This window comes from Microcoleus sp. S36a_B3, from assembly GCF_036700745.1.
GTDB lineage: Bacteria > Cyanobacteriota > Cyanobacteriia > Cyanobacteriales > Microcoleaceae > Microcoleus.
Genome location: NZ_JAUBPN010000008.1, coordinates 163,415 through 188,989 on the forward strand (window position 1 = coordinate 163,415; position 25,575 = coordinate 188,989).

31 protein-coding genes are annotated in these 25,575 nt (G+C 47.8%); 24 read left to right on the forward strand and 7 right to left on the reverse strand.

Annotated elements, in window-relative coordinates; translation table 11 throughout:
- The first annotated feature begins 19 nt into the window (after positions 1 to 19).
- The 18 genes from rpsH to prfA all read left to right on the forward strand — a co-directional run bounded on the left by rpsH (position 20) and on the right by prfA (position 12,353).
- On the forward strand, positions 20 to 424 hold the full coding sequence (gene rpsH, locus QUA01_RS11810) for a 30S ribosomal protein S8 (protein WP_194010353.1): 405 nt from the start codon (positions 20 to 22) through the stop codon (positions 422 to 424).
- 245 nt (positions 425 to 669) lie between these two features.
- Positions 670 to 1,218 (forward strand): 50S ribosomal protein L6, encoded by a 549-nt coding sequence (gene rplF / locus QUA01_RS11815; RefSeq protein ID WP_194010354.1) that lies wholly within the window; start codon positions 670 to 672, stop codon positions 1,216 to 1,218.
- A gap of 2 nt (positions 1,219 to 1,220) precedes the next feature.
- Positions 1,221 to 1,583: a 50S ribosomal protein L18 gene (gene rplR, locus QUA01_RS11820; protein ID WP_333092066.1), complete on the forward strand. Its 363-nt coding sequence runs from the start codon at positions 1,221 to 1,223 to the stop codon at positions 1,581 to 1,583.
- 127 nt (positions 1,584 to 1,710) lie between these two features.
- The gene (gene rpsE / locus QUA01_RS11825; RefSeq protein WP_333092064.1) at positions 1,711 to 2,259 is read left to right on the forward strand and encodes a 30S ribosomal protein S5; all 549 of its coding nucleotides are present in this window, start codon (positions 1,711 to 1,713) and stop codon (positions 2,257 to 2,259) included.
- A gap of 146 nt (positions 2,260 to 2,405) precedes the next feature.
- Positions 2,406 to 2,852 carry a 50S ribosomal protein L15 gene (rplO, locus tag QUA01_RS11830; RefSeq protein WP_333092062.1) on the forward strand — a complete coding sequence of 149 codons (447 nt, stop codon included), beginning with the start codon at positions 2,406 to 2,408 and terminating at the stop codon, positions 2,850 to 2,852.
- A 102-nt stretch (positions 2,853 to 2,954) separates the two neighbouring features.
- Entirely contained in the window at positions 2,955 to 4,259 is a 1,305-nt protein-coding gene (gene secY / locus QUA01_RS11835; protein ID WP_333092061.1) for a preprotein translocase subunit SecY, read from the forward strand.
- Between the two features lie 5 nt (positions 4,260 to 4,264).
- The gene (locus tag QUA01_RS11840; RefSeq protein WP_333092060.1) at positions 4,265 to 4,846 is read left to right on the forward strand and encodes an adenylate kinase; all 582 of its coding nucleotides are present in this window, start codon (positions 4,265 to 4,267) and stop codon (positions 4,844 to 4,846) included.
- Positions 4,847 to 5,295: 449 nt separating this feature from the next.
- A complete protein-coding gene (gene infA / locus QUA01_RS11845) occupies positions 5,296 to 5,520 on the forward strand; it encodes a translation initiation factor IF-1 (protein ID WP_006276978.1) in 225 nt (74 codons plus the stop codon).
- Positions 5,521 to 5,883: 363 nt separating this feature from the next.
- Positions 5,884 to 5,997 carry a 50S ribosomal protein L36 gene (gene rpmJ / locus QUA01_RS11850; protein ID WP_015178722.1) on the forward strand — a complete coding sequence of 38 codons (114 nt, stop codon included), beginning with the start codon at positions 5,884 to 5,886 and terminating at the stop codon, positions 5,995 to 5,997.
- Positions 5,998 to 6,079: 82 nt separating this feature from the next.
- Positions 6,080 to 6,463, forward strand: coding sequence for a 30S ribosomal protein S13 (gene rpsM, locus QUA01_RS11855; protein ID WP_106333882.1), 384 nt, complete (start codon positions 6,080 to 6,082; stop codon positions 6,461 to 6,463).
- A gap of 84 nt (positions 6,464 to 6,547) precedes the next feature.
- Positions 6,548 to 6,946 (forward strand): 30S ribosomal protein S11, encoded by a 399-nt coding sequence (rpsK, locus tag QUA01_RS11860; RefSeq protein ID WP_006634980.1) that lies wholly within the window; start codon positions 6,548 to 6,550, stop codon positions 6,944 to 6,946.
- Between the two features lie 177 nt (positions 6,947 to 7,123).
- Complete coding sequence (locus QUA01_RS11865) at positions 7,124 to 8,068, forward strand: DNA-directed RNA polymerase subunit alpha (RefSeq protein ID WP_333092058.1); 945 nt, start codon at positions 7,124 to 7,126, stop codon at positions 8,066 to 8,068.
- Positions 8,069 to 8,197: 129 nt separating this feature from the next.
- Positions 8,198 to 8,548 carry a 50S ribosomal protein L17 gene (rplQ, locus tag QUA01_RS11870; protein ID WP_194010371.1) on the forward strand — a complete coding sequence of 117 codons (351 nt, stop codon included), beginning with the start codon at positions 8,198 to 8,200 and terminating at the stop codon, positions 8,546 to 8,548.
- 29 nt (positions 8,549 to 8,577) lie between these two features.
- Positions 8,578 to 9,420 (forward strand): tRNA pseudouridine(38-40) synthase TruA, encoded by an 843-nt coding sequence (truA, locus tag QUA01_RS11875; protein ID WP_333092057.1) that lies wholly within the window; start codon positions 8,578 to 8,580, stop codon positions 9,418 to 9,420.
- A gap of 117 nt (positions 9,421 to 9,537) precedes the next feature.
- A complete protein-coding gene (gene rplM / locus QUA01_RS11880; protein ID WP_194010362.1) occupies positions 9,538 to 9,993 on the forward strand; it encodes a 50S ribosomal protein L13 in 456 nt (151 codons plus the stop codon).
- A complete protein-coding gene (gene rpsI / locus QUA01_RS11885; RefSeq protein WP_194067224.1) occupies positions 9,993 to 10,406 on the forward strand; it encodes a 30S ribosomal protein S9 in 414 nt (137 codons plus the stop codon). Before rplM ends, rpsI begins: the two co-directional genes overlap by 1 nt.
- Before the next feature lie 197 nt (positions 10,407 to 10,603).
- A complete protein-coding gene (gene rpmE / locus QUA01_RS11890; RefSeq protein ID WP_194010363.1) occupies positions 10,604 to 10,912 on the forward strand; it encodes a 50S ribosomal protein L31 in 309 nt (102 codons plus the stop codon).
- A 346-nt stretch (positions 10,913 to 11,258) separates the two neighbouring features.
- Positions 11,259 to 12,353, forward strand: coding sequence for a peptide chain release factor 1 (gene prfA / locus QUA01_RS11895; RefSeq protein WP_333092055.1), 1,095 nt, complete (start codon positions 11,259 to 11,261; stop codon positions 12,351 to 12,353).
- A gap of 15 nt (positions 12,354 to 12,368) precedes the next feature.
- On the opposite strand, the gene QUA01_RS11900 is transcribed toward prfA, so the two are convergent.
- Positions 12,369 to 12,785 (reverse strand): hypothetical protein, encoded by a 417-nt coding sequence (locus tag QUA01_RS11900; protein WP_333092053.1) that lies wholly within the window; start codon positions 12,783 to 12,785, stop codon positions 12,369 to 12,371.
- Between the two features lie 136 nt (positions 12,786 to 12,921).
- Here QUA01_RS11900 and QUA01_RS11905 point away from each other — a divergent pair, with 136 nt between their 5' ends.
- Both QUA01_RS11905 and QUA01_RS11910 read left to right on the forward strand, forming a co-directional pair.
- On the forward strand, positions 12,922 to 13,278 hold the full coding sequence (locus QUA01_RS11905; protein WP_333092052.1) for a helix-turn-helix domain-containing protein: 357 nt from the start codon (positions 12,922 to 12,924) through the stop codon (positions 13,276 to 13,278).
- A 180-nt stretch (positions 13,279 to 13,458) separates the two neighbouring features.
- Complete coding sequence (locus tag QUA01_RS11910; RefSeq protein ID WP_333092051.1) at positions 13,459 to 13,824, forward strand: helix-turn-helix domain-containing protein; 366 nt, start codon at positions 13,459 to 13,461, stop codon at positions 13,822 to 13,824.
- Between the two features lie 237 nt (positions 13,825 to 14,061).
- On the opposite strand, the gene QUA01_RS11915 is transcribed toward QUA01_RS11910, so the two are convergent.
- Entirely contained in the window at positions 14,062 to 14,379 is a 318-nt protein-coding gene (locus QUA01_RS11915) for a hypothetical protein (protein WP_333092050.1), read from the reverse strand.
- Between the two features lie 106 nt (positions 14,380 to 14,485).
- Between QUA01_RS11915 and QUA01_RS27400 the strand changes: the two genes are divergently transcribed.
- Complete coding sequence (locus QUA01_RS27400; protein ID WP_442921569.1) at positions 14,486 to 14,695, forward strand: hypothetical protein; 210 nt, start codon at positions 14,486 to 14,488, stop codon at positions 14,693 to 14,695.
- 272 nt (positions 14,696 to 14,967) lie between these two features.
- Here QUA01_RS27400 and QUA01_RS11920 read toward each other — a convergent pair whose 3' ends face one another.
- Positions 14,968 to 15,747 (reverse strand): photosystem II S4 domain protein, encoded by a 780-nt coding sequence (locus QUA01_RS11920; RefSeq protein ID WP_333092049.1) that lies wholly within the window; start codon positions 15,745 to 15,747, stop codon positions 14,968 to 14,970.
- A gap of 171 nt (positions 15,748 to 15,918) precedes the next feature.
- Between QUA01_RS11920 and QUA01_RS11925 the strand changes: the two genes are divergently transcribed.
- Both QUA01_RS11925 and QUA01_RS11930 read left to right on the forward strand, forming a co-directional pair.
- Entirely contained in the window at positions 15,919 to 16,965 is a 1,047-nt protein-coding gene (locus QUA01_RS11925) for a DNA-methyltransferase (protein WP_333092048.1), read from the forward strand.
- Positions 16,962 to 17,693 carry a PaeR7I family type II restriction endonuclease gene (locus QUA01_RS11930; protein ID WP_333092047.1) on the forward strand — a complete coding sequence of 244 codons (732 nt, stop codon included), beginning with the start codon at positions 16,962 to 16,964 and terminating at the stop codon, positions 17,691 to 17,693. Before QUA01_RS11925 ends, QUA01_RS11930 begins: the two co-directional genes overlap by 4 nt.
- A 168-nt stretch (positions 17,694 to 17,861) precedes the next feature.
- Here the strand turns inward: QUA01_RS11930 and QUA01_RS11935 are convergent, their stop codons facing one another.
- The 4 genes from QUA01_RS11935 to QUA01_RS11950 form a co-directional block, all read right to left on the reverse strand.
- A complete protein-coding gene (locus QUA01_RS11935; RefSeq protein WP_333092046.1) occupies positions 17,862 to 18,686 on the reverse strand; it encodes an SWIM zinc finger family protein in 825 nt (274 codons plus the stop codon).
- Positions 18,687 to 18,782: 96 nt separating this feature from the next.
- On the reverse strand, positions 18,783 to 22,073 hold the full coding sequence (locus QUA01_RS11940; RefSeq protein WP_333092044.1) for a DEAD/DEAH box helicase: 3,291 nt from the start codon (positions 22,071 to 22,073) through the stop codon (positions 18,783 to 18,785).
- 204 nt (positions 22,074 to 22,277) lie between these two features.
- On the reverse strand, positions 22,278 to 22,868 hold the full coding sequence (locus QUA01_RS11945) for a Uma2 family endonuclease (RefSeq protein ID WP_333092042.1): 591 nt from the start codon (positions 22,866 to 22,868) through the stop codon (positions 22,278 to 22,280).
- A gap of 74 nt (positions 22,869 to 22,942) precedes the next feature.
- Entirely contained in the window at positions 22,943 to 23,449 is a 507-nt protein-coding gene (locus tag QUA01_RS11950; RefSeq protein WP_333092040.1) for a hypothetical protein, read from the reverse strand.
- A 288-nt stretch (positions 23,450 to 23,737) separates the two neighbouring features.
- Here QUA01_RS11950 and serA point away from each other — a divergent pair, with 288 nt between their 5' ends.
- The gene (serA, locus tag QUA01_RS11955) at positions 23,738 to 25,321 is read left to right on the forward strand and encodes a phosphoglycerate dehydrogenase (protein ID WP_333092039.1); all 1,584 of its coding nucleotides are present in this window, start codon (positions 23,738 to 23,740) and stop codon (positions 25,319 to 25,321) included.
- The last annotated feature ends 254 nt before the right edge of the window (positions 25,322 to 25,575 follow it).

A 25,575-nucleotide genomic window follows, 5' to 3' on the forward strand; every position in this document is an offset into this window, starting at 1 on the left:
CTAGAGTAAGAAGCAAAAGATGGCAGCTAACGATACCATAGCAGATATGTTGACGCGCATTCGCAATTCTTGCATGGCGCGCCACCAGACAACACAAATTCCAGCTACAAAAATGACCCGTAGCATCGCCCAAGTCCTCAAAAATGAAGGCTTTATCAGCGAATTTGAAGAAGCAGAACCAGAAGGGGTCAAGCGAACTATAGTGCTTTCTCTAAAGTACAAAGGTAAAACTCGCAAGCCCATTATCACCGCACTTAAGCGAGTCAGCAAACCAGGACTTCGCGTTTACTCGAACCGTAAAGAATTGCCCCGAGTATTAGGCGGAATTGGCATCGCCATTATCTCCACCTCCAGCGGCATTATGACCGATAGAGAAGCCCGACGCCAAGGTTTGGGCGGAGAAGTGCTTTGTTATGTTTGGTAGTCATTAGTCATTCGATTTTAGATTTTAGATTTTAGATTGACGCTCCAGCGCAGTGAATCTGAGAGTTTCAACAAAAATCTAACATTTTGGGAGCATCAACTCAAAAGTATCGGGGCACAGTACCCGTTTATTGCGGGTCATTAGTCGCCGATTATTGGCAACAAACTCCAGAATCGATCGCTCAAAGACTAATAACTAAAGACTAACAATCAAGCACTAATCACTAAAAACAAAGGACAAAAAATATGTCGCGAATTGGCAAGCGTCCGATTAGCATTCCCACTAAAGTCACCATCACCCTAGACGGCCAAAAAGTAGCCGTCAAAGGCCCAAAAGGTGAACTTTCCAGAGTGATACCAGCAGAAATCCTCATGGGACTCGAAGGCGAGACTTTACTCGTTACCCGCCGAGACGAATCTCGCGTCGCCAGACAACTGCACGGCTTGTGCCGCACCCTAGTCGCCAACATGGTCGAAGGTGTATCAGAAGGTTTTCAGCGCCGTCTGGAAATTGTCGGCACAGGTTATCGGGCACAGGTTCAAGGACGGAACCTGATTTTAAACGTCGGTTACAGCAAGCCAGTTGAAATGCCCCCTCCAGAAGGCATCACAATGGCAGTTGAAGGCAACACCAACGTCATTGTCTCCGGCATTGACAAAGAACTCGTAGGTAACACAGCAGCCCGCATCCGCGCTGTGCGTCCGCCTGAAGTCTACAAAGGTAAAGGCATTCGTTACAGCGGCGAAGTCATCCGGCGCAAAGCTGGTAAAACAGGCAAAACAGGTAAGAAGTAAACATGAAGCTTACTCGCAAAGAATCAGTCCACCGCAGACACCGCCGCGTGCGGCGCAAGGTGTTCGGCACCGCCGAGCGTCCCAGATTAGCGGTATTTCGATCGGACCAGCACATCTACGCCCAAGTAATCGACGACACAGCCCAGCACACTTTGGCAGCCGCGTCAACCCTAGATCCAGAATTGAAAGCCGAACTCAGTTCTGGCAACAACTGCAGCGCCAGCACCAAAGTCGGTCAGTTGATTGCCAAACGCTGTTCCAGCGCTGGCATAGTCAAAGTCGTGTTCGATCGCGGAGGCAACCTCTACCACGGTCGCGTTAAAGCCCTCGCAGATGCAGCTCGCGAAGCCGGGTTAGACTTTTAGGAAGAAGGAAAAAGGAAGAATGAAGAAGGAAGAAGGAAGAAAGAAGCAATAAAATTCTTAATTCCTAATAGTTAATTCCTCATTGCAGACTACCAGTTACTAATCCTCAATTCCCCAAGACAAAACTATGGCAGAACAAAAAGAACAGCGCACCAAGAAAAAAAGCAGCAGCAACAACAAAGGACGCGAAAAAGAATCCGAATGGCAAGAAAGAGTTGTTCAGATTCGTCGCGTTACTAAAGTAGTCAAAGGCGGTAAAAAACTCAGCTTCCGCGCCATAGTCATTATCGGCAACGAACGCGGTCAAGTTGGAGTGGGAGTCGGCAAAGCTAGCGACGTCATCGGTGCAGTGAAAAAAGGCGTCGCTGACGGCAAAAAACACCTCATTGAAGTCCCCCTCACCAAAGCAAACTCCATCCCTCACCCCATCAACGGTGCAGGCGGCGGAGCCAAAGTCATGATGCGTCCGGCCGCAGCCGGAACAGGCGTAATTGCAGGGGGAGCAGTCCGAACAGTTCTCGAACTAGCAGGAGTCCGCAACATCTTAGCCAAACAGCTAGGTTCTGGAAACCCATTGAACAACGCCCGAGCTGCAGTCAACGCCCTCTCCACCCTCCGCACCTTGTCCGAAGTTGCTCAAGAACGCGGAATCCCAGTAGAAAACCTCTACGGTTAGGGCATAGGGAATGGCAAACTGTCAGTTTTGAGTGTTAAGTGCTGGCGTTGAGAATCAAAAAAATCCGCAACTCAAAACTCACGCACTCAAAACTACTGCGCGCCGGCTCTCTAAATACCAATTACCAATTACCAATTACTAAAACTATGAGATTGCAAGACGCCCGACCCAAAGCAGGCTCCCAAAAGCGCCGGCGACGCTTAGGCAGAGGTATTTCTGCCGGTCAAGGCGCGAGCTCCGGTAAAGGGATGCGCGGTCAAAAATCTAGAGCCGGTAGCGGCACTAGACCGGGTTTTGAAGGCGGCCAAAATCCTCTCTACCGCCGCCTGCCCAAGCTCAAAAGCTTCCCTTTAGTGAACCGCAAAGAGTACACTACCATTAATGTAAGTAAATTAGCATCGCTGCCAGCAAACACAGAAGTTACTCTCACCTCTTTGCTTCAAGCAAAAATTGTCACCGCTGACAATGGCCCGCTGAAAATCTTAGGAGATGGCGAACTAAATGTGCCCCTGCAAGTGCGCGCCAAGGCTTTTACCGCAGGTGCTCGCACCAAAATTGAAGCCGCAGGCGGAAATTGCGAATTAATTGCCTGAAGATTTGAGGTTTGAGAAGAAGTCCAAATCTCAAATCCTCAAGTTTGCTATCAGAAAATGATTTAGTCGAAAATCCCAAATCTAAAATCCCAAATCGTAACTATGGACGTTAGTAGAGAGAAAGCGCCAACTGCACAAGAGACATTCATGCAGATGGCTCAAGCTGCAGGTTTGCGGGGCCGTATCCTCGTAACCCTTGGCTTATTGATTTTAGTGCGTCTGGGTGTCCACTTGCCAGTCCCCGGCATCGATCGAGCTGCCTTTGCCCAAAACGTCCAAAATAGCCCTTTAATTGGCTTTTTGGACTTGTTTTCAGGAGGCGGCCTGTCAGCATTGGGGATTTTTGCGCTGGGGATTTTGCCCTACATCAATGCTTCAATTATCGTGCAACTTCTAACCGCTGCTCTGCCAAGTTTAGAAGATTTGCAGAAAAATGAAGGAGAAGCGGGGCGGCGCAAGATATCTCAAATTACTCGCTACGTTTCTTTGGGCTGGGCAATTCTGCAAAGCATTGGCATTGCGATTTGGGTCAGCCCTTTTGCTCAAGCTCCAGCGCCCTTATTCATAGCACAAACTGCTTTGGCCCTGACTGCTGGGTCGATGTTTGTCATGTGGATATCGGAATTGGTGACGGAACGAGGCATCGGGAACGGAGCGTCGTTGCTGATATTTATCAACATTGTGTCGGTTTTGCCGCGCTCTTTGGGACAAACTTTTGAGTTGGCCCAAAGTGGCGATAACGCGATTGTCGGTCGCGTAGTGGTTCTGCTGCTGGTATTTTTGGTGACGATTGTCGGGATTGTGTTTGTTCAGGAAGGTACTCGCCGTATTCCGATTATTTCTGCCCGCCGCCAAGTCGGACGCAAGGTTTATCGGGAGAGTCGCAGCTATCTGCCCCTGCGCTTGAATCAAGGCGGAGTGATGCCGATTATTTTTGCATCTTCGGTGTTGATTGTGCCTTCTTTCCTCGCTCAGTCTCTGAATAACCCATTTTTGGTTGAAGTTGCTAATGTTTTGAGTCCTAACGGGCCTGCGCCTTGGGCTTACGCGCTCTTTTATCTGACTTTGATTCTGTTCTTCAGCTATTTCTACGCTTCGTTGATTGTCAACCCTGTAGATATGTCTCAGAACTTGAAGAAAATGGGCGCTAGTATTCCTGGCATTCGTCCTGGTCAGAAAACGAGCGATTATGTGGAGAAGGTTTTGAACCGTTTGACTTTCTTGGGCGCGATATTTCTCGGTCTGGTGGCTATTGTACCAACGGCTGTAGAAAGTGCGATCGGCGTGCAAACTTTTAGAGGTTTTGGTGCAACTTCCCTGCTAATTCTAGTGGGTGTCGCGATCGAAACTGCTAAGCAAATTCAAACTTACGTCATCTCCCAACGATATGAAGGAATGGTGAAGTAATCGCAATGCAACTGATTTTTATGGGGCCTCCAGGGGCAGGTAAGGGAACTCAGGCTCAAATATTAGCCGCTCTCTGGAAAATACCGCACATTTCTACTGGTGACATTCTACGCGCCTGCGTGGTGGCGAAAACACCCTTGGGGCTACAGGCGAAAGCCTACATGGATGCTGGTGAGTTGGTTCCCGACCAGTTATTGATGGATATCGTCCAAGAACGCATGAATCAACCAGATGCAAGTGCAGGCTGGATTCTCGACGGCTTTCCCCGCACTGTGGCACAGGCAGCGTTTTTTGACAAACTGCTCTGTGATGTTGGTGTAGAGGGAAGTACGTCTGGTAAGGACTGCGATATCAGAGCTGTCAATTTGGACGTACCTGATAATGTTTTGGTGACTCGCCTATTGTCGCGGGGTCGCCAGGATGACAATGAGGAGACGATCCGCCGCCGGTTGCAAGTTTATCGCGAACAAACTGAGCCTTTGATTGAGTTTTACAGCGCTCGCGAACAGTTAGTTGCGGTTGATGGCGATCGCGATATGGGATTAGTCACTGCTGAACTGCAACAAGCCCTCTCTGGCGACTCTTGAACCCTCTCAATAGAGCTTGTTACTCACCAAATTTTGCTAAGATATGTTAACTAGGAGCTTTGTGTGCGATCGGGTTTTGTGAGGGTTGTTAGAAACAGGATTGAACTCGATTATACTTGCCACAACTTTACTCAAGTAAAGCTGAAGCAACAAGTTAATTAGAGTCAAGCATTCGATCGAGTCGCCCGAATTATTGCCCCGTTCGCCTTAGACCCGCCCAAAACGGATACAAGCCACCGACAATCATCGTCGCAAACCCTGATTTTAGACCGCAGTTTCTGCTCATTTGATGCCTCTGTGGAGTCAATCTAAAATCTAAAACTTGTTCGCTTGCGAAGTCGAAGCATCTAAAATCTAAAATCGGCAGATCCTTAGTTGGTAAATAGGTTTTGAAGCCAATACCGGGATACTCCTAGTTAATCAAATGTAAAATTGAGGTAAATACCAAATTGTCTAAGCAAGATTTAATTGAAATGGAAGGGACAGTGACGGAATCTCTTCCCAATGCGATGTTTCGCGTTGACCTAGATAATGGGTTTAACGTGCTAGCTCACATTTCCGGCAAGATTCGTCGCAACTACATCAAGATTTTGCCCGGCGATCGCGTCAAGGTCGAATTAACTCCCTACGACTTGACCAAAGGCAGAATTACATATCGCCTTCGGAAAAAATAGGCTTAGATAAAACTTTCTAAAAACTAATTTTAAGTTTTATTAGAGAGAACTTGGTAAAAAGCTTCAAATTTATGCTATAATGCTACGTTTGTAGTGTTGGCGAGAAGGGCGTCAACAACCCACCAGCGTAGAGGGCTAAGTGACTGCTACGCGGTAAAAGTATCGATTGCCCAAATTTGGGTGCAAGCGAATTTGACCCCAACAAAGGGAGTGGGTGCAAGCGGGCTCCTTCAATAAACAACCCGTACTTTATACAATTTAATCGAGGAGAGGCCTACACCTTGCCCAGCCTCTCCTCCCACCGCTCTACGGGCCAGCGTGGCTGAGTTCCGGTAGAGCGGGGTTCTCCAGGCAGGAAGAAAGATGAAAGTTCGAGCATCTGTCAAAAAGATTTGTGAAAAATGTCGCGTCATCCGCCGTCGCGGTCGAGTGATGGTGATATGCACTAACCCAAAACACAAACAGCGCCAAGGTTAGACAACAGCAAGATTGGGCGCTGCACGCAGGTGCCGCCTCATTCAACATTGTAGCCAAACAGGAAAATTAGGGAGACAAAAGTGTGGCACGGATTGCCGGGGTAGACCTTCCACGCGATAAGCGCGTCGAAATAGGTCTGACATACATTTTCGGAATAGGCCTGTCGCGGGCCCAAAAAATAATCGCTGCAACAGGCGTAAATCCCGACACTCGCGTCAAGGATTTAACAGAGGCCGACGTGACACTTCTGCGGGCTCATGTAGAAAGCACCTACCAAATCGAAGGAGACCTCCGGCGCTGGGAGTCAATGAACATCAAGCGCCTGATGGATATCGGGACTTACCGTGGTAGGCGTCACCGTTTGGGTCTGCCTGTGCGGGGCCAACGAACCCGTACCAACGCCAGAACCCGTCGCGGCGTTCGCCGAACAGTGGCGGGCAAGAAAAAGGCACCTTCCAAGAAGTAACTTCTTTTTGGAAAAACTACGCTGGGGGCTGCTGGCTCCTAGCGCTTCGGGACATTAGTTGAGAGAAACGTTAAAGAGACTAATATGGCGCGACAACAAACAGGCAAGAAATCTGGTGCAAAAAAACAGAAACGGAATGTACCCAATGGGGTAGGCTACATCCAGTCTACCTTCAACAATACGATTGTGACTATTACCGACCTCAACGGGGAAGTAATATCCTGGGCATCAGCAGGTTCCAGCGGCTTTAAAGGAGCGAAAAAAGGGACTCCCTTTGCAGCTCAAACAGCAGCAGAAAGTGCAGCCCGCAGGGCCAACGACCAAGGAATGCGCCAAATAGAAGTAATGGTGAGCGGGCCCGGAGCAGGTCGAGAAACTGCAATTCGGGCTCTGCAAGGGGCGGGACTGGAAATTACCCTGATTAGAGATGTTACCCCGATTCCTCACAACGGCTGTCGCCCTCCCAAGCGGCGTAGAGTCTAAAACGATTTGAGATTTTAGATTTTAGATTTTGGATAATGGTTAACTGCTTAAAATCAAAAACTAATAATGGTTTCAACTGTTGCCCCGTCCGTCCAAAATCCGAAATCCGTTCAGGGGTATGCTCTGCAATCTAAAATCCAAAATCAAAAATCCAAAGTGGAAAAGGGAGGTCACTCCGTGGCGCAGTTTCAAATTGAATGTATAGAGTCTAACACTGACAAAGACCGCAGTCAGTACGGCAAATTTGTCCTAGAACCCCTAGATCGCGGTCAGGGAACAACGGTTGGGAATGCGCTTCGGCGAGTGCTGCTGTCAAATTTGGAAGGAACGGCAGTAACTTCAGTCCGCATCGCGGGTGTCAATCACGAGTTTGCCACGATCGAAGGGGTACGGGAGGATGTTCTGGAAATTCTCCTGAACATGAAAGAGGTGGTTCTTAAAACTCATTCCCAGCAGCCGCAAATCGGCAGGTTGCGGATTGAGGGGCCAGTCACAGTTACTGCCGATCGATTCGATTTACCTTCTGAGGTGGAATTGATCGATAAATCGCAGTACATTGCGACTCTCTCCCCCGGTTCAGTTCTGGAAATGGAATTCAGAATTGAAAAAGGCATCGGATATCGAGCAGTAGACCGCAGTCGCGATGATGGGTCGGCTTTGGATTTTCTCCAAATTGACGCCATCTTTATGCCGATTCGCAGAGTCAACTACAGCGTTGAAGATGCTCGGTTGGGTGGCACGGCCGAGAAAGACCGGCTGATTATGGAAATCTGGACTGATGGCAGCGTGACTCCTCAAGAAGCTCTGAGTCAATCTGCCCACATCCTGGTAGATTTGTTTGCCCCTCTCAAAGACATCACCCACGATTCTCTCAAACCAGAGTATCCAGGTGAGGCCGATCCCACGAGCCAAATCCCGATCGAAGAATTGCAGTTGTCAGTCCGGGCTTACAACTGTCTCAAGCGGGCTCAGATCAACTCAGTCGCCGACTTATTGGATTATACCCAAGAAGACTTGCTAGAGATCAAGAACTTCGGGCAGAAGTCCGCAGAAGAAGTGATTGAAGCTTTACAAAAACGCTTGGGGATTACCCTGCCGCAGGAAAAATCAGCTAAAAGTTAATCAACGGGTAACGGGTAAAAAAGTGCGGAATTTTAAGTGGGTGAGTTCTTAAAAACCCAGAATTCACCCCCGGAGTTCGCAGACTATCTATCCCCGCGCCCAATTACCAATTACCAATTACCAATTACCATGCGCCACCGCTGTCGCGTCCCCCAACTAAACAAACCGGCTGACCAGCGCCGCGCCATGTTGCGCTCGCTGACCACCGAATTAATCCGTCACGGTAAAATCACTACCACTCTCGCCCGCGCCAAAGCGCTGCGCCCAGAAGCGGACAGAATGATTACCCTGGCAAAAGAAGGCTCCTTGGCCGCTCGCCGCCAAGCTATGGGCTATATCTACGACAAACAGTTAGTACACGCCTTGTTTGAGGCCGCTGCAGAACGGTACGGCTCGCGCAACGGTGGTTACACCCGCGTAGTGCGAACTGTCCCCCGTCAAGGAGACAATTCCGAAATGGCGATCGTTGAACTGGTTTAATGAAATTTTGGGTTGGAGATTTTTGATTTATGACTGACAATCCAAAATCCCCAATCGAAGATGCCCGATCGATACAGCGCGTTGCTTTAGTGATCCAATACATCGGCACTAACTTTCACGGCTGGCAGCGACAGCCGAACCAGCGTACAGTACAAGAAGAAATTGAAACAGCAATATCGACTGTCCTGCAACGTCCGGTAACGCTGCACGCTGCCGGGAGAACTGACGCAGGAGTTCATGCCGCTGCTCAAGTAGCCCATTTTGACGTCTGCGGCCCAATTCCGGCTCACCGCTGGGCAAGCGTTCTCAACTCTCGACTGGCAAAAGATATTTTAATTCGAGCTTCGGCAAAGGTGGAACCTACCTGGCACGCTCGGTTCTCAGCCAGTTGGCGGCGCTATCGCTACACCCTTTATACAGACCCGATTCCTAATTTGTTTGTGCGTCCTTATGCTTGGCACTGCTACCACGCGCCTGTGGACGAATCTTTGATTCAGGCAGCTTTGACACCGCTAATCGGGCGGCATCACTTGGCGGCTTTTCACCGCGCGGGGTCTGCCCGCCCCCATTCTTGGGTGGACGTACAAGCAGCAGAGTGTCATCGTTCTGGGCCTCTTATCTATATCGAGGTTCAAGCGAGCGGGTTTCTGTACGGGATGATGCGGCTGCTGGTGGGGTTGCTAGTGCAGGTGGGTCGCGGGGAAAGGGCGATCGACAATTTCACAGATATCTGGGTCAACGAACGCCGAGAAATGGTAAAATACGCCGCTCCCGCTCGAGGTTTATGCCTGCTGCGGGTTGGGTATTCAGAATTTCCCTTTCCCCCAGATGTTTGGTACGATACTCAGCCAAAATTAGTTATTGGTTATTAGTTATTGGTTATTAGTTATTGGTTATTAGTTATTGGAAACAACTAACAAATAACAAATAACAACTGACAACTAACAATGAACAACTAACAAATAACAAATAACAACTGACAACTAACAATGAACAAAACTTACGTCCCTACTCAAGACTCCCTAGAGCACAAGTGGTACGTGGTCGATGCTGCCGACCAGCGCCTGGGCCGTCTGGCAACAGAAGTTGCCATATACCTCCGGGGCAAACACAAACCCACTTACACTCCTTCAATGGATACCGGCGACTTCGTAATTGTCATCAATGCTGACAAAATCGCTGTTACTGGTAAAAAACGCACCCAGAAAATCTACCGCCGTCACTCTGGCAGACCGGGCGGCATGAAAACAGAAACTTTTGCCAAATTGCAAGCACGTTTGCCCGAAAGAATCGTCGAAGAAGCTATCCGGGGAATGCTGCCTCACACTTCTCTGGGCCGACAACTGTTTACTAAGCTAAAGGTGTACGCTGGCCCCAACCACCCGCACGAAGCTCAAAAACCAGAAGAATTAATTGTTCACACGATTCCGGGAGGAAATGAGTAATGCAAGCAACAGATACATCCGGGCGCGCCGTTTACTGGGGTACTGGCCGCCGCAAGTGTTCCGTAGCGCGGGTACGTTTGGTTCCCGGCACAGGCATACTGACTGTCAACGGTAAAGAAGGGGATTTGTACCTGCAATTCAACCCTACCTATTTGGCACTCGCTAAGGCTCCTCTGGAAACTTTGGGTCTGGAAAATGAATATGACATTTTGGTAAAAGTCGAAGGTGGCGGTTTGACCGGTCAAGCTGACTCGATTCGCTTGGGTGTCGCTAGAGCGCTTTGTCAGTTAGACCCGGATAACCGCAAGCCTCTGAAGACTGAGGGCTATTTGACTCGCGACCCGCGGGCCAAAGAGCGGAAAAAGTACGGTTTGCGGAAAGCTCGGAAGGCTCCTCAATACTCGAAGCGGTAATCGAGCAAAGAAGGAAGAAGGAAGAGGGAAGAAGGAAAAATTATCCAGATTCCATCCTTCTTTTTTTCAAGGTCTATTTCTGATTCCTGATTCGCGCTTTCGCAGCCAACGATTGCGGAAAATTCCTGCTGTTGTTGGTAGGTAAGTCCGATGACAGCTAAAATGGTTGTAAAGTCAAAAATTAGAGAGTAAAAAAAATGGCGAAAGATGGCATTCACCCTGAGTGGTATCCCGAATCTCAGGTTTTTTGCAACGGGGAACACGTGATGACGGTTGGTTCGACTAGACCAAAGCTTCAAGTTGATGTTTGGTCGGGGAATCATCCTTTTTATACTGGCACTCAGAAGATTATTGATACTGAAGGTCGTGTGGAACGCTTTATGCGGAAATATGGCATGACAGATGTAGAAATGCCGCAGGCAGATGCTTCCTCTGGCCCTCTGAAAATGGAAGACCCGAAAGCAGATGCTGCTAAGGCTGCTGCTAAAGGGAAAAAGAAGAAGTAGCTGGATTGTCATTTGTCCGCAGTCGGTTAAGAGTAGTGTTTTCTACAAATAACTGACTGCTATAGGATTTGAGATTTTAGATAAAAGACTTGCCGTAGCGGGCAGTTTAGTTCGATCGAGATTCTCTCCAAACTGCTCTTGAGTTCTAAAATCAAAAATCTAAATTTAAACATCTCAAATCGAACCGCTCTCGGATTGGAGGTTTTAGATAGAAGACTTGCCGTAGCAGGCGGTTGAGTTAAATCCAATTAAGTTCGATCGCGATTCTACTCCAACTGCTCTTCAAATCTAAAATCTAAAATCTAAAATCTAAAATCTAAAATCGATTGACGGAGGACAACTGACAATGGCTGAATCTTATTTGCTGGATAAATTGAAGTCGGTAGAGCAAACTTTTAATGAGTTGACTCGCCGCATGGCTGACCCGGATGTGGCTAGGGACAATTATGAGTTTCAACGGGTGGCAAAAGCTCGATCGTCCTTAGAGGAAGTGGTCGATACTTTTGCTCTGTGGAAAACGACTCAGGAAGATTTGGTGGGCGCGCGACAGGTGCTCAAGGAAGCTGCGGGCGATCGCGAAATGCAAGAAATGGCTGGACTGGAAGTTGAGGAACTTGAGTCGAAGCTGGAAAATTTGGAAAGTCGTTTGAAGGTGTTGCTGCTACCGCGCGATCCGAACGATGACAAAAATATTATGCTGGAAATTCGCGCTGGTACTGGCGGAGATGAGGCTAGTATTTGGGCGGGGGATTTGCTGCGGCTTTACACTCGCTACGCTCAAACTCAAGGCTGGCAGGTGAAATTGGTGAGCGAGTCGCTGGCGGAAATGGGCGGCTTTAAAGAGGTGATTCTGGAAGTTACCGGCGATAGCGTGTACAGCCAACTGAAGTTTGAGGCTGGGGTACACCGGGTGCAGCGGGTGCCTGTGACTGAGGCTGGCGGCCGGGTTCACACTTCGACGGCGACTGTGGCTGTAATGCCGGAGGTGGATGATGTGGAGATTCACATCGATCCGAAGGATATTGAGATGAGTACGGCTCGATCGGGCGGCGCTGGTGGTCAAAACGTGAACAAGGTGGAAACTGCTGCAGATTTGTTTCACAAGCCGACGGGTATTCGGATTTTCTGTACTGAGGAGCGCAGTCAGTTGCAGAATAAGGAGCGGGCGATGCAGATTTTGCGGGCTAAGCTTTATGAGATGAAGTTGCGGGAACAGCAGGATGAGGTGAAGTCCCGGCGTTTGGCTCAGGTTGGTACTGGTTCGCGATCGGAGAAGATTCGCACTTACAACTATAAGGATAATCGGGCTACCGACCACCGTTTGGGGGAAAATTTTTCGCTCAATAGTGTTTTGGAAGGGGATATTGAGGCGATTATTCAGACTTGTATTTCTCAGGATCAGCAGGAACGTTTGGCTGAGTTGGCTGCTTCTATTAATTGATGGAGCGATGGGGAATTAGGCACATTTTTGGGTGTGCCTTTGTTCTGTGATGGCTCGGCGGATGTGGTGGAGCAGGGTGTCCCAAATTGCATCGGCGCTTTGAACGGGATACTTGAAATGTTCGAGGTCGTATTGTACAATGACTTCTAGAGGCGCGAGGGCTTGCTGGTTTCTACAACTGGCAATTGTGGCGATCGTCTCTTGTTCCCATCTGGCAAACAGTCTATAGCTGAAAAAGGAACTGCATTTTTGTCCTTTCTGGTTCAGGTAAACGACTATTACTTGATGTTGTTTGGGGTAAACTTTGACTATGCGGTTGACGGGCATTCTCAGGGCTTCGGCTGCTTCTATTTTGGAGATTTGCCAGCACTGGGGTTTGAGCCAACCGGAGGCTGTGAGGCTTTGACGGGTGTTGCGTGTCTTGCGAGTCATTTTTACTACCCCTGATTGGCTACAAATACAATTACGATTTCAAAAGTATTTACACTCTAACTGGTAAACTTTTTGCTGTCAAGCAAGAAAGACAGATTTTTTGGTAGATAAGTAAACTAGGAGTTGTGTTGATCTGGTGACTAATACTGTGGACGCAGAAGCTAGGAAGAAACTGAGCGAAGTTGTTAAGCTAGCCCGTGGCGACCTGAGTTTTAGCGCTTTTGGTAGGCTATTGGGAGTCTCTGGGTCTGCTGTTCAGTATTGGGAAAAGGGTCAGGTACTCCCGGATACGAAAAATTTGACTCAGATTGCGGCAAAAGCGGGCTTTACGATGGAAGAATTGATGGCTCATCTCGAAGGCAAGCCAATGCCGGAACCTGTTAATACCAACGAGCTGCTGAAAAAAATTCAGTGTATGCCGATTAGTGAGTTGGCAGTGATTGGTAGAGCCGTTATGGATAGGCTCGCTGCTGCTGCTGAGTCTTCTGGGTAAGTAGAGTAGATTGCGAGTTTTTTGAATGCTTCTCTTGGTCATTGTTATTTCTCCCAAGTCTGCGTTAAATAAATTGAATATTTTCAATTTATTTAAAATAGTATCTGTTAAATGTTCTGCTGTCAAGCAAGACAGACAAATTTGTTGGTACACAAGTAAACTAAGAATTGTGGTTATCTGGTGGCTGATACCGTGGACGCAGAAGCTAAGAAAAAACTGAGTGAGGTTGTTAAATTAGCGCGGGGCTCGATGAGTCTGACCGCTTTTGGCAAATTGTTGGGAGTTTCTGCTGCTTCTGTCTTGTATTGGGAAAAGGGGCAGGTACTTCCAGATACGAAAAATTTGACTCAGATTGCGACAAGAGCAGGCTTTACGATGGAAGAACTCATGGCTCATCTTGAAGGCAAGCCGGTGCAGGAACCTCTGGATACCAACGAGCTGCTTAAGAAAATTCAATGTATGCCACTGAGTGACTTAGCAGTGATTGTTCGAGCTGGTATGGATCGACTGGCTGCTGCTGCTGTAGCTTCTGGGAAGTATGGTTGAGCTGGTACAAATCCCGATCACACTTGAAAAATTTCCACCACTCGTAGCTATCACAAATCGAGTAATTTGTCAAGGCAAAATCTACTTTGTTACGGAGTGCGATCGCGCTTATGGACTGACGCACTCCGACAAAGAAACCGGGTTTTTACCTAATCTGTCGGTGACAACGAAGTATTTTCCTAAAAAACCCGGTTTCTGGGCCCCTATACGATCGCCCTTATCGGAAAATCACTCGCCCTATCCCTGACTCAATATGTCTAAAAATTCTCGGACAATGCGATCGGGTTCTTCTGTGCATCTGTTAGCGTCGCAGTAGTGGATGATACTGATACCGTGAGATGCAAACAGTCGATCGCGCGTTTCATCTTTTTCTGTGTCGGGATGCCATATTTCCAGAATACCCCATTTGCCTTGGTGGAAAATGAGAAAATCTGGTTCTTGGTTTTGTCGCCCTGCGGGTGTGGTGAGGCGGGCTTTGGAGTTGGGGAAGAAAAGGACGGAAGTGCGATCGAGCGCTTCGGCTATTTTTACTTCTTCTTCGCAGCGAAAGCGCAAATCGTTCCAGTGATAAATCCGTTCTTTTGTGCTTGACAGAAATCCCTGGTTATGCGCGTTTTCAGCCTTGATAATTCTATCTGATACTGTATGATAATCAGATAGAATTGCACCGTGTAAATCTGCTGACGAATCAGATTCACTTAAGGGCGATCGCTATGAGGGTCAGTGGGAGAATGACAAGCGCAACGGTTCAGGGACAATGATATATTCTGATGGCACTCGTAAAGAGCAATTTTGGAATAATTGTGAATTAGTTCAATTACCGACAAGTCCTCCACCAGATTTTTTACCAATTGCTTCACCAAGTCCTTGATAATTAAGAGTATGTGCTTGAATTACGATCGCACTTCTATCCTCACTTCTTCCCCACCTTGTCTCATTGCTTGCAAAAAGGCTGTTGAAGCGCGATCGCCCTTTCGTCAATTTTCAACCAACACAAAACCACGCGCACTTCATTCTCACCCTAAATCTCGTAAAAAACCCGGTTTCTTCCAACTCAACGAAGTGGTCAGAAACCGGGTTTTTCCGCAATACTTGGCTATCGTCCTCAATCTTGTAAAAAAACCCGGTTTCTCGATTCGTCAATTACAAATATCGAGTTAACTGCACTCGATAGCGTTCTTTTTTTGTTACCATAACTTCCCCAATTTCCAATCTTCCCTTACCGCTAACGGCGATTAAATCTCCAGATTTAACGTGATAACTAGATTGGGTGATATCTTTCCAATTAACTCGCACGTCGCCTCTGTCAATAAATTCAACCATTTTGCTGCGAGACATGGCAAATCCGGCCGAAGCAACAGCATCCAATCTCATTGATGCTTCAACGGTTGTCATTTCTTTCTTTTTCGGTTCTCTAATTTTGAGCTCGCTCAATTCAATGCGCCGAGTTTTCACCGGAACCGATCGCACTTGCTGCAAACTCATCTCCAAATACTCTACCATCTCCGGCATGACAATCGCTTGCGCGCCGCGTTCTCCCAATACAATGATATCGCCCGTTTTCTCGCGGACAATTCCCGTACCCAACATCGCCCCCAAAAAGTCGCGGTGAGAAGCTGTATCGAACAAGAAATTGCCAGCAATTTCTACCGCAGCAACGTTAACGCTACCAGAGTCGATCGGGATATCCGATCGCGCGATCGCAATTCTTTGTCTTTCAGCTTGCGGGTAGCCGCCCCAAGCCACTAATTCCACATCAGTTAAGCGCTTAAATACCGTCAGAGTGTCCGCCAATTCTGGAGGCGACAGAAAATCAGTCAGAGTAACTTCCCAAGTTTTAATTGCTTGTTCCGCTTGGTCGATCGCCCGCGCCACACATTCGCGGTTTTCAATGCCTTTTAACAGTTCTTCTCTTTGTAACATCAGTTAATGCTAGATTCTAATTTGAAATTGCCAAAAATTGCTGTAACTAAAAAGTCTACTTTTTTAACAGTCACACTACTTTAATTATAGTCTAAGATAATCCAATAACGAACTTATGATTTTTGGGACTCGCAAAACTGATATGATGAACATGATTATTGTACCAAATGTATGAAGTCTTCCAGTTTAAGCAAGGTTAATATTTCAACGCGGTTACTGTGTCAGGAAGCAGCCGAACCGTTGAAACAAGCGCTACAGGATAAAAGCCTTGTACCCGATGAAGCAACGGCATTACTAACAGCAGACGAGCAACGCGCCATTCCTGCCATCAGCAAAAATAAGGCGTTGATCCAGGAAATTCAGAATCGGGTGCAGGGGTTGCCATCTTTCCATTCCCTGCTAGAGGGCGATAGCCGAAACTTGACACATATTCCCGATGAAAGCGTACATTTGGTAGTCACATCGCCCCCCTATTGGAATTTAAAAGAATATCTCAAAAATCTCAACCAGCTTGGCGAAATAGCAGACTACGAAAAGTTTTTGCAGGAGCTCGATCGAGTATGGCAGCAGGTATGGCGGGTTTTAGTCCCCGGCGGACGACTGGTGATTGTGGTGGGCGATGTCTGTGTTGCCCGCAGGCGGTTTGGCAGGCACATGGTATTTCCCCTGCACGCGAGTATTCAGGAACACTGTCGCCATTTGGGATTTGATAACCTCGCACCGATTATCTGGTACAAAATCGCCAATGCTTCCCTAGAAGCAGCGGGGAATGGCACCAGTTTTCTCGGCAAACCTTATGAGCCCGGAGGTGTCATCAAAAACGACATCGAATTTATCCTGATGCAGCGCAAACCTGGCGGCTACCGCAGTCCCACTCTGACAGCACGAGTATTGTCCGTAATACCGGAAACTCTCCACCGGCAGTGGTTTCAACAAATTTGGCAGGATATCAAAGGCGCTTCCACCAAGCAACACCCCGCCCCATATCCTTTGGAACTGGCAGAACGACTGGTGCGGATGTTTTCCTTTGCAGGGGACACGGTACTTGACCCGTTTATGGGGACAGGAACAACCTGCGTCGCCGCCGCCAACTGGGGGCGCAACAGTATCGGGGTAGATGTTGAGCCAACTTACCATCACCTAGCGCTGAAACGGATGCAGGAGACGTATGGCTTGCGCGTAGTCTACGACAGAACGATGGGGGAGGTTGCTGAATGACGGGACAGACACCCATCATCCCCGATGATGTGTTCCGGGAAGCTGTGCAGGGTTTCTGGGATACCCGCATCGCCCAGGCACAAGCCCAGGTGCTAGCAGGCAAAGTTGACCAAGGGAACCGCAGTGCGGTGACAGGCGGCAAGCAGATGGACGGTTTCATCCTGACGCTGACTAATTTCTTGCTGGCTGCAGGTGTGCCTCAAAACCATATCCACGTTAAAAAAAGCCTAACCGTTATACCGGGGTTCTTTCGCCCGACGAAGATGTACGACTTTTTGGTGGTAAACCCTGAAAAACGGCAACTCAAAGTAGTCATCGAGTTGAAGAGCCAGGTTGGCAGCTTTGGCAACAACTTCAACAACCGCACAGAAGAAGCGATGGGGGCTGCTCTCGACATCTGGACAGCTTACCGGGAAGGGGTGTTTGGCGCAGCACCTCCGCCACCGTGGTTGGGGTATTTGTTTGTTTTGGAAGACAGTCCGGCCTCGCGCGCAGCGGTGCAGGTTGCCGAACCGCATTTCGCCGTTTTGCCGGAGTTTAGAGGGGCAAGCTATGCTAAACGCTACGAACTTTTTTGTCAGAAGATGGTGCGAGAAAGGCATTTCACCGCTGCTTGTTTTTTAATGACAAACCGCGAACAGGCCGCACAAAATCCCAACTATACGGAGCCATGTTCAGACTTGTCGGCAGTCAATTTTTTGCAGCAGCTTATCCGGCACGCGCTGTAGAGTAGATAACAGATTTTGGCGTTGCAGAGTAGAGGGATGGGTGTTGCTGAACTTTAGTATGAATGTACATTTTTTAATCTTTGCCGAAGACAGACTTTTTGTGCCTTGGAGTCTTTTCGTAGAACTTAATTCATACCCTTAATCAGCAATGCCACATTGTCCACCCAACTACTTATTCTTCTTCACCCGCAAATACAGCTCTTCCATCGCCTCAATAAACGAACCATCCTTGTGCCAAAACTGTGGAAAATCTCCCTGTTTCTTCACCACGATCGCACTTACCCCACTTGGCGCTGCCACCTCAATCGTCTGCGGCAATCGCTTCGCACCATGCCAAAACTCTTTCAGGCTGACCGTTTGCGCCTCACTGGCGATCGCCTGCGTGTAATAGGAATCCACCGCCACAGGGGCCGCTGCATCAGCCGTTAACTCGGCAGAAAGCGCCAAGCCCAAAGGCGTTTTTGCCAATTCGCGGTGCAGCACTTCCTTAGAAAGCCCCCGTAATTCAAACAGTAAAAAGGGATCTTTGTCCAATTCAGCCGCCACCAAATAATAAACTCCGGCAATATGTTTACAGGGATTGCTATAGTCTGGGCAAGAGCAAGTAGTCTTAAAGTCCTCGCGGCTGCTGGGTAAAAGGTGCAATCCGAGGGGTGCAAAAGCATTTTCAATGTTGTCAGGCATTTCGTTTATTAGCAGCCGAGAAATGAAGCTGGCTTTCGATGCCATTTGGGCGATCGCCATTTGCCACTTTTCCTGACTAATTGGCTCAAACTCAATTTGAGTTGTGTACAGAGGCTCCTTATAAACCCCAAAATAAGGATTAACCGAGCCTCTCACCTGTGCCATCACTAACCCATCATTCATGCCAAAGCTTTTTACCTTGCCGTTTCGTGCATAGGCACGTCCCCGCCCGAGTCGCCCAGAATCTGTAAATCTTTCTAACGCATCGATAAATTTATTGCCCCACCAAGTCCGAGTAAATTGTGACATAAGCTGTTCTGCATTTAAATTGTATATTTCGATGACAATCAAAAACCCTCTCCCTCTCTCCCCCTCTCCCCCTCTCCCTCTTTTATGTTGTTTCTCCTAATCTAGAACCGCATTTTTATTGAGCCTAATTAATTTCTTAAATGCCTCATTATCCAACTCAGTCAACCACGATTCATCAGCACCAATAATTGACCCTGCCAATTTCTTTTTGTCCTCAATCATTTGGTCAATCTTTTCTTCCAAAGTGCCAATCGCCACAAACTTATGCACAAATACATTTTTTTCCTGCCCGATCCGAAACGCCCGATCCGTCGCCTGATCTTCCACAGCCGGATTCCACCAGCGATCGAAATGGAAGACGTGATTGGCTTTTGTCAGCGTAATTCCCACGCCGCCCGCCTTCAGTGACAGAATAAATACCGAAGGTTCAGACTCTGGATCTTGAAACTCTGAAATCATCCGTTCCCGTTTTTCGCGACTGGTGCCCCCGTGGATGTAGTAAGTGTTGTAATGTAGCGTTTGTTTAATATATTTTTCCAACGCACTTCCCAGTTCTGTAAACTGCGTAAATACCAATAAACTTTCGCCTTCTGCTTTGACTTCCTCAATCATCTCGATCAGCCGTTCCAGTTTGTGCGATCGCTCTGGTGTAAACTCACTTTCATCTTGCAAAAACTGGCGCGGATGGTTACAAATTTGCTTCAGCTTCAGCAGTGTCGCCAAAATCATCCCCTTGCGCTTCATCCCTTCCGCCGCGTCAATTTCTTGTTCTACCTCTTTCACAATCGCTTCATAAAGCGAAGCTTGCTCGCGGGTGAGATTGCAGTAGAGCTTTTGCTCAACTTTGTCGGGGAGATCCTGAATAATCGACTTATCGGTTTTCAGACGGCGCAGGATAAAAGGTTCTACTAATTTTTTGAGCGCGGCTGATTGTATGCGACTCCCATGTTTTTGAATCGGTAATTCAAACATTTTCCGAAACTGTGCCTCTTTTCCCAAATATCCGGGATTGAGGAAATTAAAAATTGACCATAAATCCAGCAATCGATTTTCCACCGGTGTTCCAGTCAATGCTAGTCGATGGGTAGCGGGTAACTTTAAAATCGCCTTGGTTTGCGCCGCTTTCGGATTTTTAATATTCTGCGCTTCATCAATTACCACGCGATGCCACGCTACGCTGCTCAACAGCTTCTCATCTTTTCGCACCAAGGTAAAGGAAGTAATCAACATATCGCAACCTTGGACGGCGGCTTTAAATGCTTTGGCATCTTGCAAACGTTGAGGGCCGTGGTGAATCAGCGATCGCAATTCTGGAGCAAACTTTTCCATTTCCTTTTGCCAGTTACCAACTACGGATGTGGGCGCAATTAGCAGCGTGGGTAGAACCGAAGGTGCGATCGCTTTTTCTGTCTTTTTTTCTGTCTCTTTTGTAGTAGATAAAACTTCCCGCTCTTGCAATAATCGAGCAATTACCTGCGCCGATTTACCCAAACCCATATCATCGGCAAGACAGCCATTTAATCCCAAACTTTCCAAATAACTCAACCAAGAAACGCCGCGCTTTTGGTAATCCCGTAACTTCCCCTGAAACTTTGCTGGATCTGCAATTAACTCTAACCGACTCTTATCGTTTAGCTTCTCCAACATATCCGATAACGCCCGATCGCGCTCAACCTCTAACTGTTCGCTCGCTTCTCCTTCTGCCGTCAACTTCATAAAGTCAATCAGGCTTAAATCGGGGTTTTCTTCGCGATGTTTTTGCCAAAAATTTAGCATCTCCTGCATCTTGTCTTTGTCCAGTTCCATCCATTGTCCTCGGAACTGCACCAGCGGTGTTTTGCTATTTACTAACGCCTGCCATTCTTGTTCGCTAACCCGTTCACCCCCGATCGCCAATTCATATTGATATTCCACCAAGGAATCCGCCGAAAACAATCCTTTGCTCTTGATTGCAGCGCTCTTGCTGCCCTTCCCTTTGACTTGCAGGCGAATCTTCGCCCGTTGTCGTCCCTTCGGCGTCCACCAAGCGGGGACAATCACTTTGTATCCGGCATCTTCTAGTACCCAAGCGGACTCGCTGAGAAAGGTGAAAGCATCATCTAAGCTGAGGGAAATGTTAGCAGGTTTGTCGGTTTCTAGCCCTTGCCAAAGCTGGGGATAAATGCGGGCAGCGTAGCCGAGATTTGTCAGCAAATGTTGCTCAAAGTTGTCTCCGAATTGTGTTTGCAACTGTTTTTGTTGAGTCGATCGCGATCGCCAATAATCCTGCAACGGCATCCGCAAAGATGGGTCTTTTTTCGCAGCCACCTGAAACTCTAAAACCCAAGGCTGTTCGGGGTTTTCGGGGGATTGTAGTTGAAAGCAGAGGGAGAATGAGTCAGCAGATTGATTGCGCGTAATGCGATCGCGCCAGGTTTGCCATTGCCGGTATTGATCAAGGCTTACTCGCGCGATTTTTCGTGTTTGGTTGAGGCAGATGTGGAGTAAAGAATCCGCAATCTTCTTTTCAAACGATGCTGGGATGGGGGTTTGAGTGACAATTTCCGCGATCGCACACTCGGAGAAATGCCGCAGCAACCGTTCGCGATCGTACAACTTTGGTGTATCTTGTAGCTGGATCTTCCGAAAACCGGACACACAAACTAAAGGCATCCATTCAACATAGCGTTGTAAATCTGTTTCGTACTGTGTTGAAACAATTTCCCATCCCGGATAAATCTCAAAGCTGGGTTCAATTTTGGCAGGTGTTTTTGGAGTTTTTGCAGTTGTTTTGGTTTTTGTCTCGCCCGCTTTCTTGCGCCCGCGCGTGGCTTTCTCAGCGGGTTCGGATGTTTCGATGGGTGCGATCGCGATCGGAGCAGTTTCTCGATAGCGCAACGCCGGAATATAATGATCTTTCAGAACAATTTGCTTAAAATTTTGGGTGTAGTGATACCAAAATAGCAAGTCTGAACCAAACTGAACTTCTGCTACATCGTAGAGGGCAAAAAAATGCAGATCGTTCAATACTTTAGTCAAAGTGTGGGTGGCGATGCACACACAATCAACTTGCCAATACTCCAACTCCAATGTTTCGGGTAACTCTGTCTCTAAATATCGCGCTAACTCTAAAGATGGTAACGGCTGGTTGTCGGCGGCGGGTAGTAGAAAGTACCGAGGGGCGATCGCGTATTCTCGCCCCATCGCACTTGTATTGCTGACTGCTGACAGTTGAATCCCGGCTTCTTTCGTTAGAAACTCTCTTAACTGTGCCGTCTCCAATTGTCGGGGATGAACCTTAGCAGGCTGTTTTTTCTTTTGAGTGGTTTCAACCCAAAGACAAAAAGTTCCACCTTGAACAAAACTCTCTTCTGTTTGAGGAATCCAAGTCCCGTGGAGGATTTTCATAGGTCATACCAAACGCAACCTTTGGCAGCCTATCATATCATGAATGAGTGGGAAAAGATAAGACGGCGGTTGAAAGCAGGTTTATACAAACCATGTCTGCTGGATGCCGAATAACGTAATTTTACCCCTGTTGTCCTCTTTAACCACCCTCTGCGGGTTTGGACTTGATAGATGCGGTTTCAACCGCCGAGTCTTCTTACAAATTTAGAAAATATCAGTTAAATCCAAAACAAAACCGGGTAATACATCTTCGCCTGACAGAGTTGCAGGCGAGTCTAAAATTTCCACATCTGAACCTTGACGGGAGATTTCTACTTTTCTATTTTTGCGATCGAGCAACCATCCCAACCTCGCTCCATTTTTCACATATACTTTCATTTTAGCCCGCAATTTTTCTAGCGAGTCAGTAGTCGAACGCAATTCCACCACAAAATCGGGACAAATCGGCGCAAATTTCTTTTTTTCTTCAGCAGTTAAAGCATCCCACCTGTCGCGCCGAATCCAAGCAGCATCGGGAGAAATATCTGTACCGTCGGGCAGCTTAAATCCAGTTGAAGAATCAAAAGCAATTCCCAAATGCTTATTTTGTCTGCTCCAAGATTGAAGTTGATACGATAAGTCAATGTTGAAATTACCAGTTTCGCTACCCGTAGGTGGCATAATAATCAATCCTCCACTAGCAGTCCGTTCAAATCTTAAATCCCGGTTGTCAATACACAACTGAAAAAACTGCTCGTCTGTTAATTCCAGCGTTAATTCTAGGGGAGAATGTAGGGGGATAGTTTGTAATTCCATAACTGCCTCCAAATATTACACGAGTTGAATGTCAACAGTTAACAGTCAACAGTCAACTGTTAACAAACAAATAACTAAGTCTCTGTATAACCTTGGATATTTTCCGGTTTAAACTGCTGCAAAATCTTCGCAGCTTTCCCAGTCAAATCATCAGTACCCTTAACCGCAATCAAAAATTTACCCGCATTCAAACGGTTGCGGTAGGGCAAAGCATCGCCGCTACCAAAAGCCATACCGCCCGCGCCTCCAACAAACACACTGCCCATTGCAGCGGCGATCGCACCGAGTACACCACCGATCGCATGATCGCCAATTTCGCCCGCCCAGGCAAAGGTTTTCAACTCAGTCATCAAGCTGAAAGTAACCCCGGCAATAAAGCCAAACGGTATCAGCCAAATAGCCATGAGTTTCGCTTGTTTATTTGCTTGCTGGTTGGGATCTATCAAACCAAATTCATCGGCAGTTTTGTAGCCGCGGCCCAAAATACTCACTTGCTTCATCGGTAAGCCTTCTTTTTCGAGGGCGCAGTAGGCCGCTTCGGCTTGCATTCGATCGGGCAGTACGGCGATAAGATAATTCATTGAGAACAATTCCTGATAGTTAGGTTCGGATACCCGGAATTTATTATAGCCTGAAAAGACTTGCTAGCTAAGGAATTGGGCGTTTTATAGAGGTCGGGCCAGGACGATCGCCCCCAAAGCTAAAATATTTCCCGCAAAAATGACCGACCATGACCGAATACAGATACAATTCAAACTGCACAAAGGCAAGCTTGAGCTGATCTGTCAGATACGGCTCTAAGTCATAAGTCTCAACTTTGAGCTCGCCAACGCTCGGCCTATTTTTACTATTGCACTCGATTGCTTGCTATGCCTAAAGTTCTAGTATCCGATCCGATCGACCAAGCCGGAATTGACATCCTCTCCCAAGTCGCGCAAGTTGACGTAAACACAGGACTTTCAGCCGCCGAACTGGTTAAAATTATTCCAGATTACGACGCTTTAATGATCCGTTCTGGCACCCAAGTTACCAAAGAAATCATTGAAGCCGGAAATCTACTCAAAATCATCGGTAGAGCCGGAGTCGGCGTAGATAATGTCGATGTACCCGCCGCTACCCGCAAAGGAATTGTAGTCGTCAACTCCCCCGAAGGCAACACGATCGCCGCCGCCGAACACGCGATCGCCATGATGCTCTCGATGTCCCGCCACATCCCGGAAGCCAACGCCTCCGTCAAAAGCGGTAAATGGGAACGCAACCGCTTTATCGGCGTAGAAGTCTACAAAAAAACCCTCGGTATCGTCGGTTTGGGGAAAATTGGTTCCCACCTAGCCGCCGCAGCTAAAGCAATGGGCATGAAACTGCTCGCTTACGATCCCTTCATTTCCACCGAACGAGCCGAACAGTTGGGCTGCCGTTTGGTAGAACTAGAATTGCTGATGCGCGAATCTGACTACATCACCCTGCACATCCCCAAAACGCCGGAAACCCTGCACTTAATTAACGCTGAAGTGCTGTCAAAAATGAAGCCCACGGCCCGCATCATTAATTGCGCCAGAGGCGGCATCATCGACGAAGCAGCCCTCGCAGAAGCTATAAAATCAGGCCAGATAGCCGGCGCAGCGATCGACGTTTACGAACACGAACCCCTCGAAGCCGATTCCCCGCTGCGGAGTGTCGGCCAAAACATCGTGCTGACACCTCACTTGGGCGCTTCGACGGCGGAAGCTCAGGTGAATGTGGCGATCGACGTGGCTGAACAAATTCGCGATGTACTGTTGGGGCTGCCGGCGCGATCGGCTGTTAACATCCCAGGAATTTACCCAGACTCGATCGAAAAACTCAAACCCTACCTGCAACTAGCCGAAACCCTAGGCAACCTCGTCAGCCAGCTAGCCGGAGGCCGAGTCGATTACCTCAACGTTCAACTCCAAGGCGAACTCGCCAACAACCAAAGCCAGCCCGTAGTCGTTGCCTCCCTCAAAGGCCTGCTCTCCCAAGCCCTGCGAGAGCGTGTCAACTACGTCAACGCCAGCATTGAAGCTAAAGAACGCGGAATTCGCGTCGTCGAAACCAGAGACGCCTCAATTCGCGACTATACCGGCTCTCTGCGCCTCTCCGCCAAGGGAACTCTGGGCGAACACACAGTCACGGGTGCAGTGCTCGGCGAAAGCGAAATTCGGATTACCAGCGTTGACGATTTCCCAGTCAACGTTTGCCCGACTAACCATATGCTGTTTACCCTGCACCGCGATATGCCGGGGATTATTGGCAAAATTGGTTCCCAATTGGGCAGTTTTAATGTCAATATTGCCAGTATGCAAGTAGGCCGTAAAATCGTGCGAGGCGATGCGGTGATGGTTTTGAGCCTGGATGACCCTCTACCAGAGGGCATATTGGCGGAGATTCTCAAAGTTCCGGGAATTCGGGATGCTTACACGGTGAATCTTTAAAGAATTTTAGATTAAGGATTTTAGATGTCAATCTAAAATCCTTAATCTAAAATCGTTACAGGGTAAATCTTTAAAGGGTTAAGGATTTTAAATCTCAAGTCTAAAATCTAAAATCGTTACAGGGTAAATCTTTAAAGGGTTAAGGATTTTAAATCTAAACTCTCAAACTTGTTCGCTTGCGAAGTTTAAAATCTCAAATCCTTAATTTCAAATCGTTAAACGGTAAATCTTTGAAGGATTAAGGATTTGAGTGA

Coding starts and splice junctions, on each gene's coding strand:
- rpsH (WP_194010353.1), top strand. CDS start 20: ATGGCAGCTAACGATACCATAGCAGATATGTTGACGCGCATTCGCAAT.
- rplF (WP_194010354.1), top strand. CDS start 670: ATGTCGCGAATTGGCAAGCGTCCGATTAGCATTCCCACTAAAGTCACC.
- rplR (WP_333092066.1), top strand. CDS start 1,221: ATGAAGCTTACTCGCAAAGAATCAGTCCACCGCAGACACCGCCGCGTG.
- rpsE (WP_333092064.1), top strand. CDS start 1,711: ATGGCAGAACAAAAAGAACAGCGCACCAAGAAAAAAAGCAGCAGCAAC.
- rplO (WP_333092062.1), top strand. CDS start 2,406: ATGAGATTGCAAGACGCCCGACCCAAAGCAGGCTCCCAAAAGCGCCGG.
- secY (WP_333092061.1), top strand. CDS start 2,955: ATGGACGTTAGTAGAGAGAAAGCGCCAACTGCACAAGAGACATTCATG.
- QUA01_RS11840 (WP_333092060.1), top strand. CDS start 4,265: ATGCAACTGATTTTTATGGGGCCTCCAGGGGCAGGTAAGGGAACTCAG.
- rpmJ (WP_015178722.1), top strand. CDS start 5,884: ATGAAAGTTCGAGCATCTGTCAAAAAGATTTGTGAAAAATGTCGCGTC.
- rpsK (WP_006634980.1), top strand. CDS start 6,548: ATGGCGCGACAACAAACAGGCAAGAAATCTGGTGCAAAAAAACAGAAA.
- rplQ (WP_194010371.1), top strand. CDS start 8,198: ATGCGCCACCGCTGTCGCGTCCCCCAACTAAACAAACCGGCTGACCAG.
- truA (WP_333092057.1), top strand. CDS start 8,578: ATGACTGACAATCCAAAATCCCCAATCGAAGATGCCCGATCGATACAG.
- rplM (WP_194010362.1), top strand. CDS start 9,538: ATGAACAAAACTTACGTCCCTACTCAAGACTCCCTAGAGCACAAGTGG.
- rpsI (WP_194067224.1), top strand. CDS start 9,993: ATGCAAGCAACAGATACATCCGGGCGCGCCGTTTACTGGGGTACTGGC.
- rpmE (WP_194010363.1), top strand. CDS start 10,604: ATGGCGAAAGATGGCATTCACCCTGAGTGGTATCCCGAATCTCAGGTT.
- prfA (WP_333092055.1), top strand. CDS start 11,259: ATGGCTGAATCTTATTTGCTGGATAAATTGAAGTCGGTAGAGCAAACT.
- QUA01_RS11900 (WP_333092053.1), bottom strand. CDS start 12,785: ATGACTCGCAAGACACGCAACACCCGTCAAAGCCTCACAGCCTCCGGT.
- QUA01_RS11920 (WP_333092049.1), bottom strand. CDS start 15,747: ATGTTACAAAGAGAAGAACTGTTAAAAGGCATTGAAAACCGCGAATGT.
- QUA01_RS11925 (WP_333092048.1), top strand. CDS start 15,919: ATGAAGTCTTCCAGTTTAAGCAAGGTTAATATTTCAACGCGGTTACTG.
- QUA01_RS11930 (WP_333092047.1), top strand. CDS start 16,962: ATGACGGGACAGACACCCATCATCCCCGATGATGTGTTCCGGGAAGCT.
- QUA01_RS11935 (WP_333092046.1), bottom strand. CDS start 18,686: ATGTCACAATTTACTCGGACTTGGTGGGGCAATAAATTTATCGATGCG.
- QUA01_RS11940 (WP_333092044.1), bottom strand. CDS start 22,073: ATGAAAATCCTCCACGGGACTTGGATTCCTCAAACAGAAGAGAGTTTT.
- QUA01_RS11945 (WP_333092042.1), bottom strand. CDS start 22,868: ATGGAATTACAAACTATCCCCCTACATTCTCCCCTAGAATTAACGCTG.
- QUA01_RS11950 (WP_333092040.1), bottom strand. CDS start 23,449: ATGAATTATCTTATCGCCGTACTGCCCGATCGAATGCAAGCCGAAGCG.
- serA (WP_333092039.1), top strand. CDS start 23,738: ATGCCTAAAGTTCTAGTATCCGATCCGATCGACCAAGCCGGAATTGAC.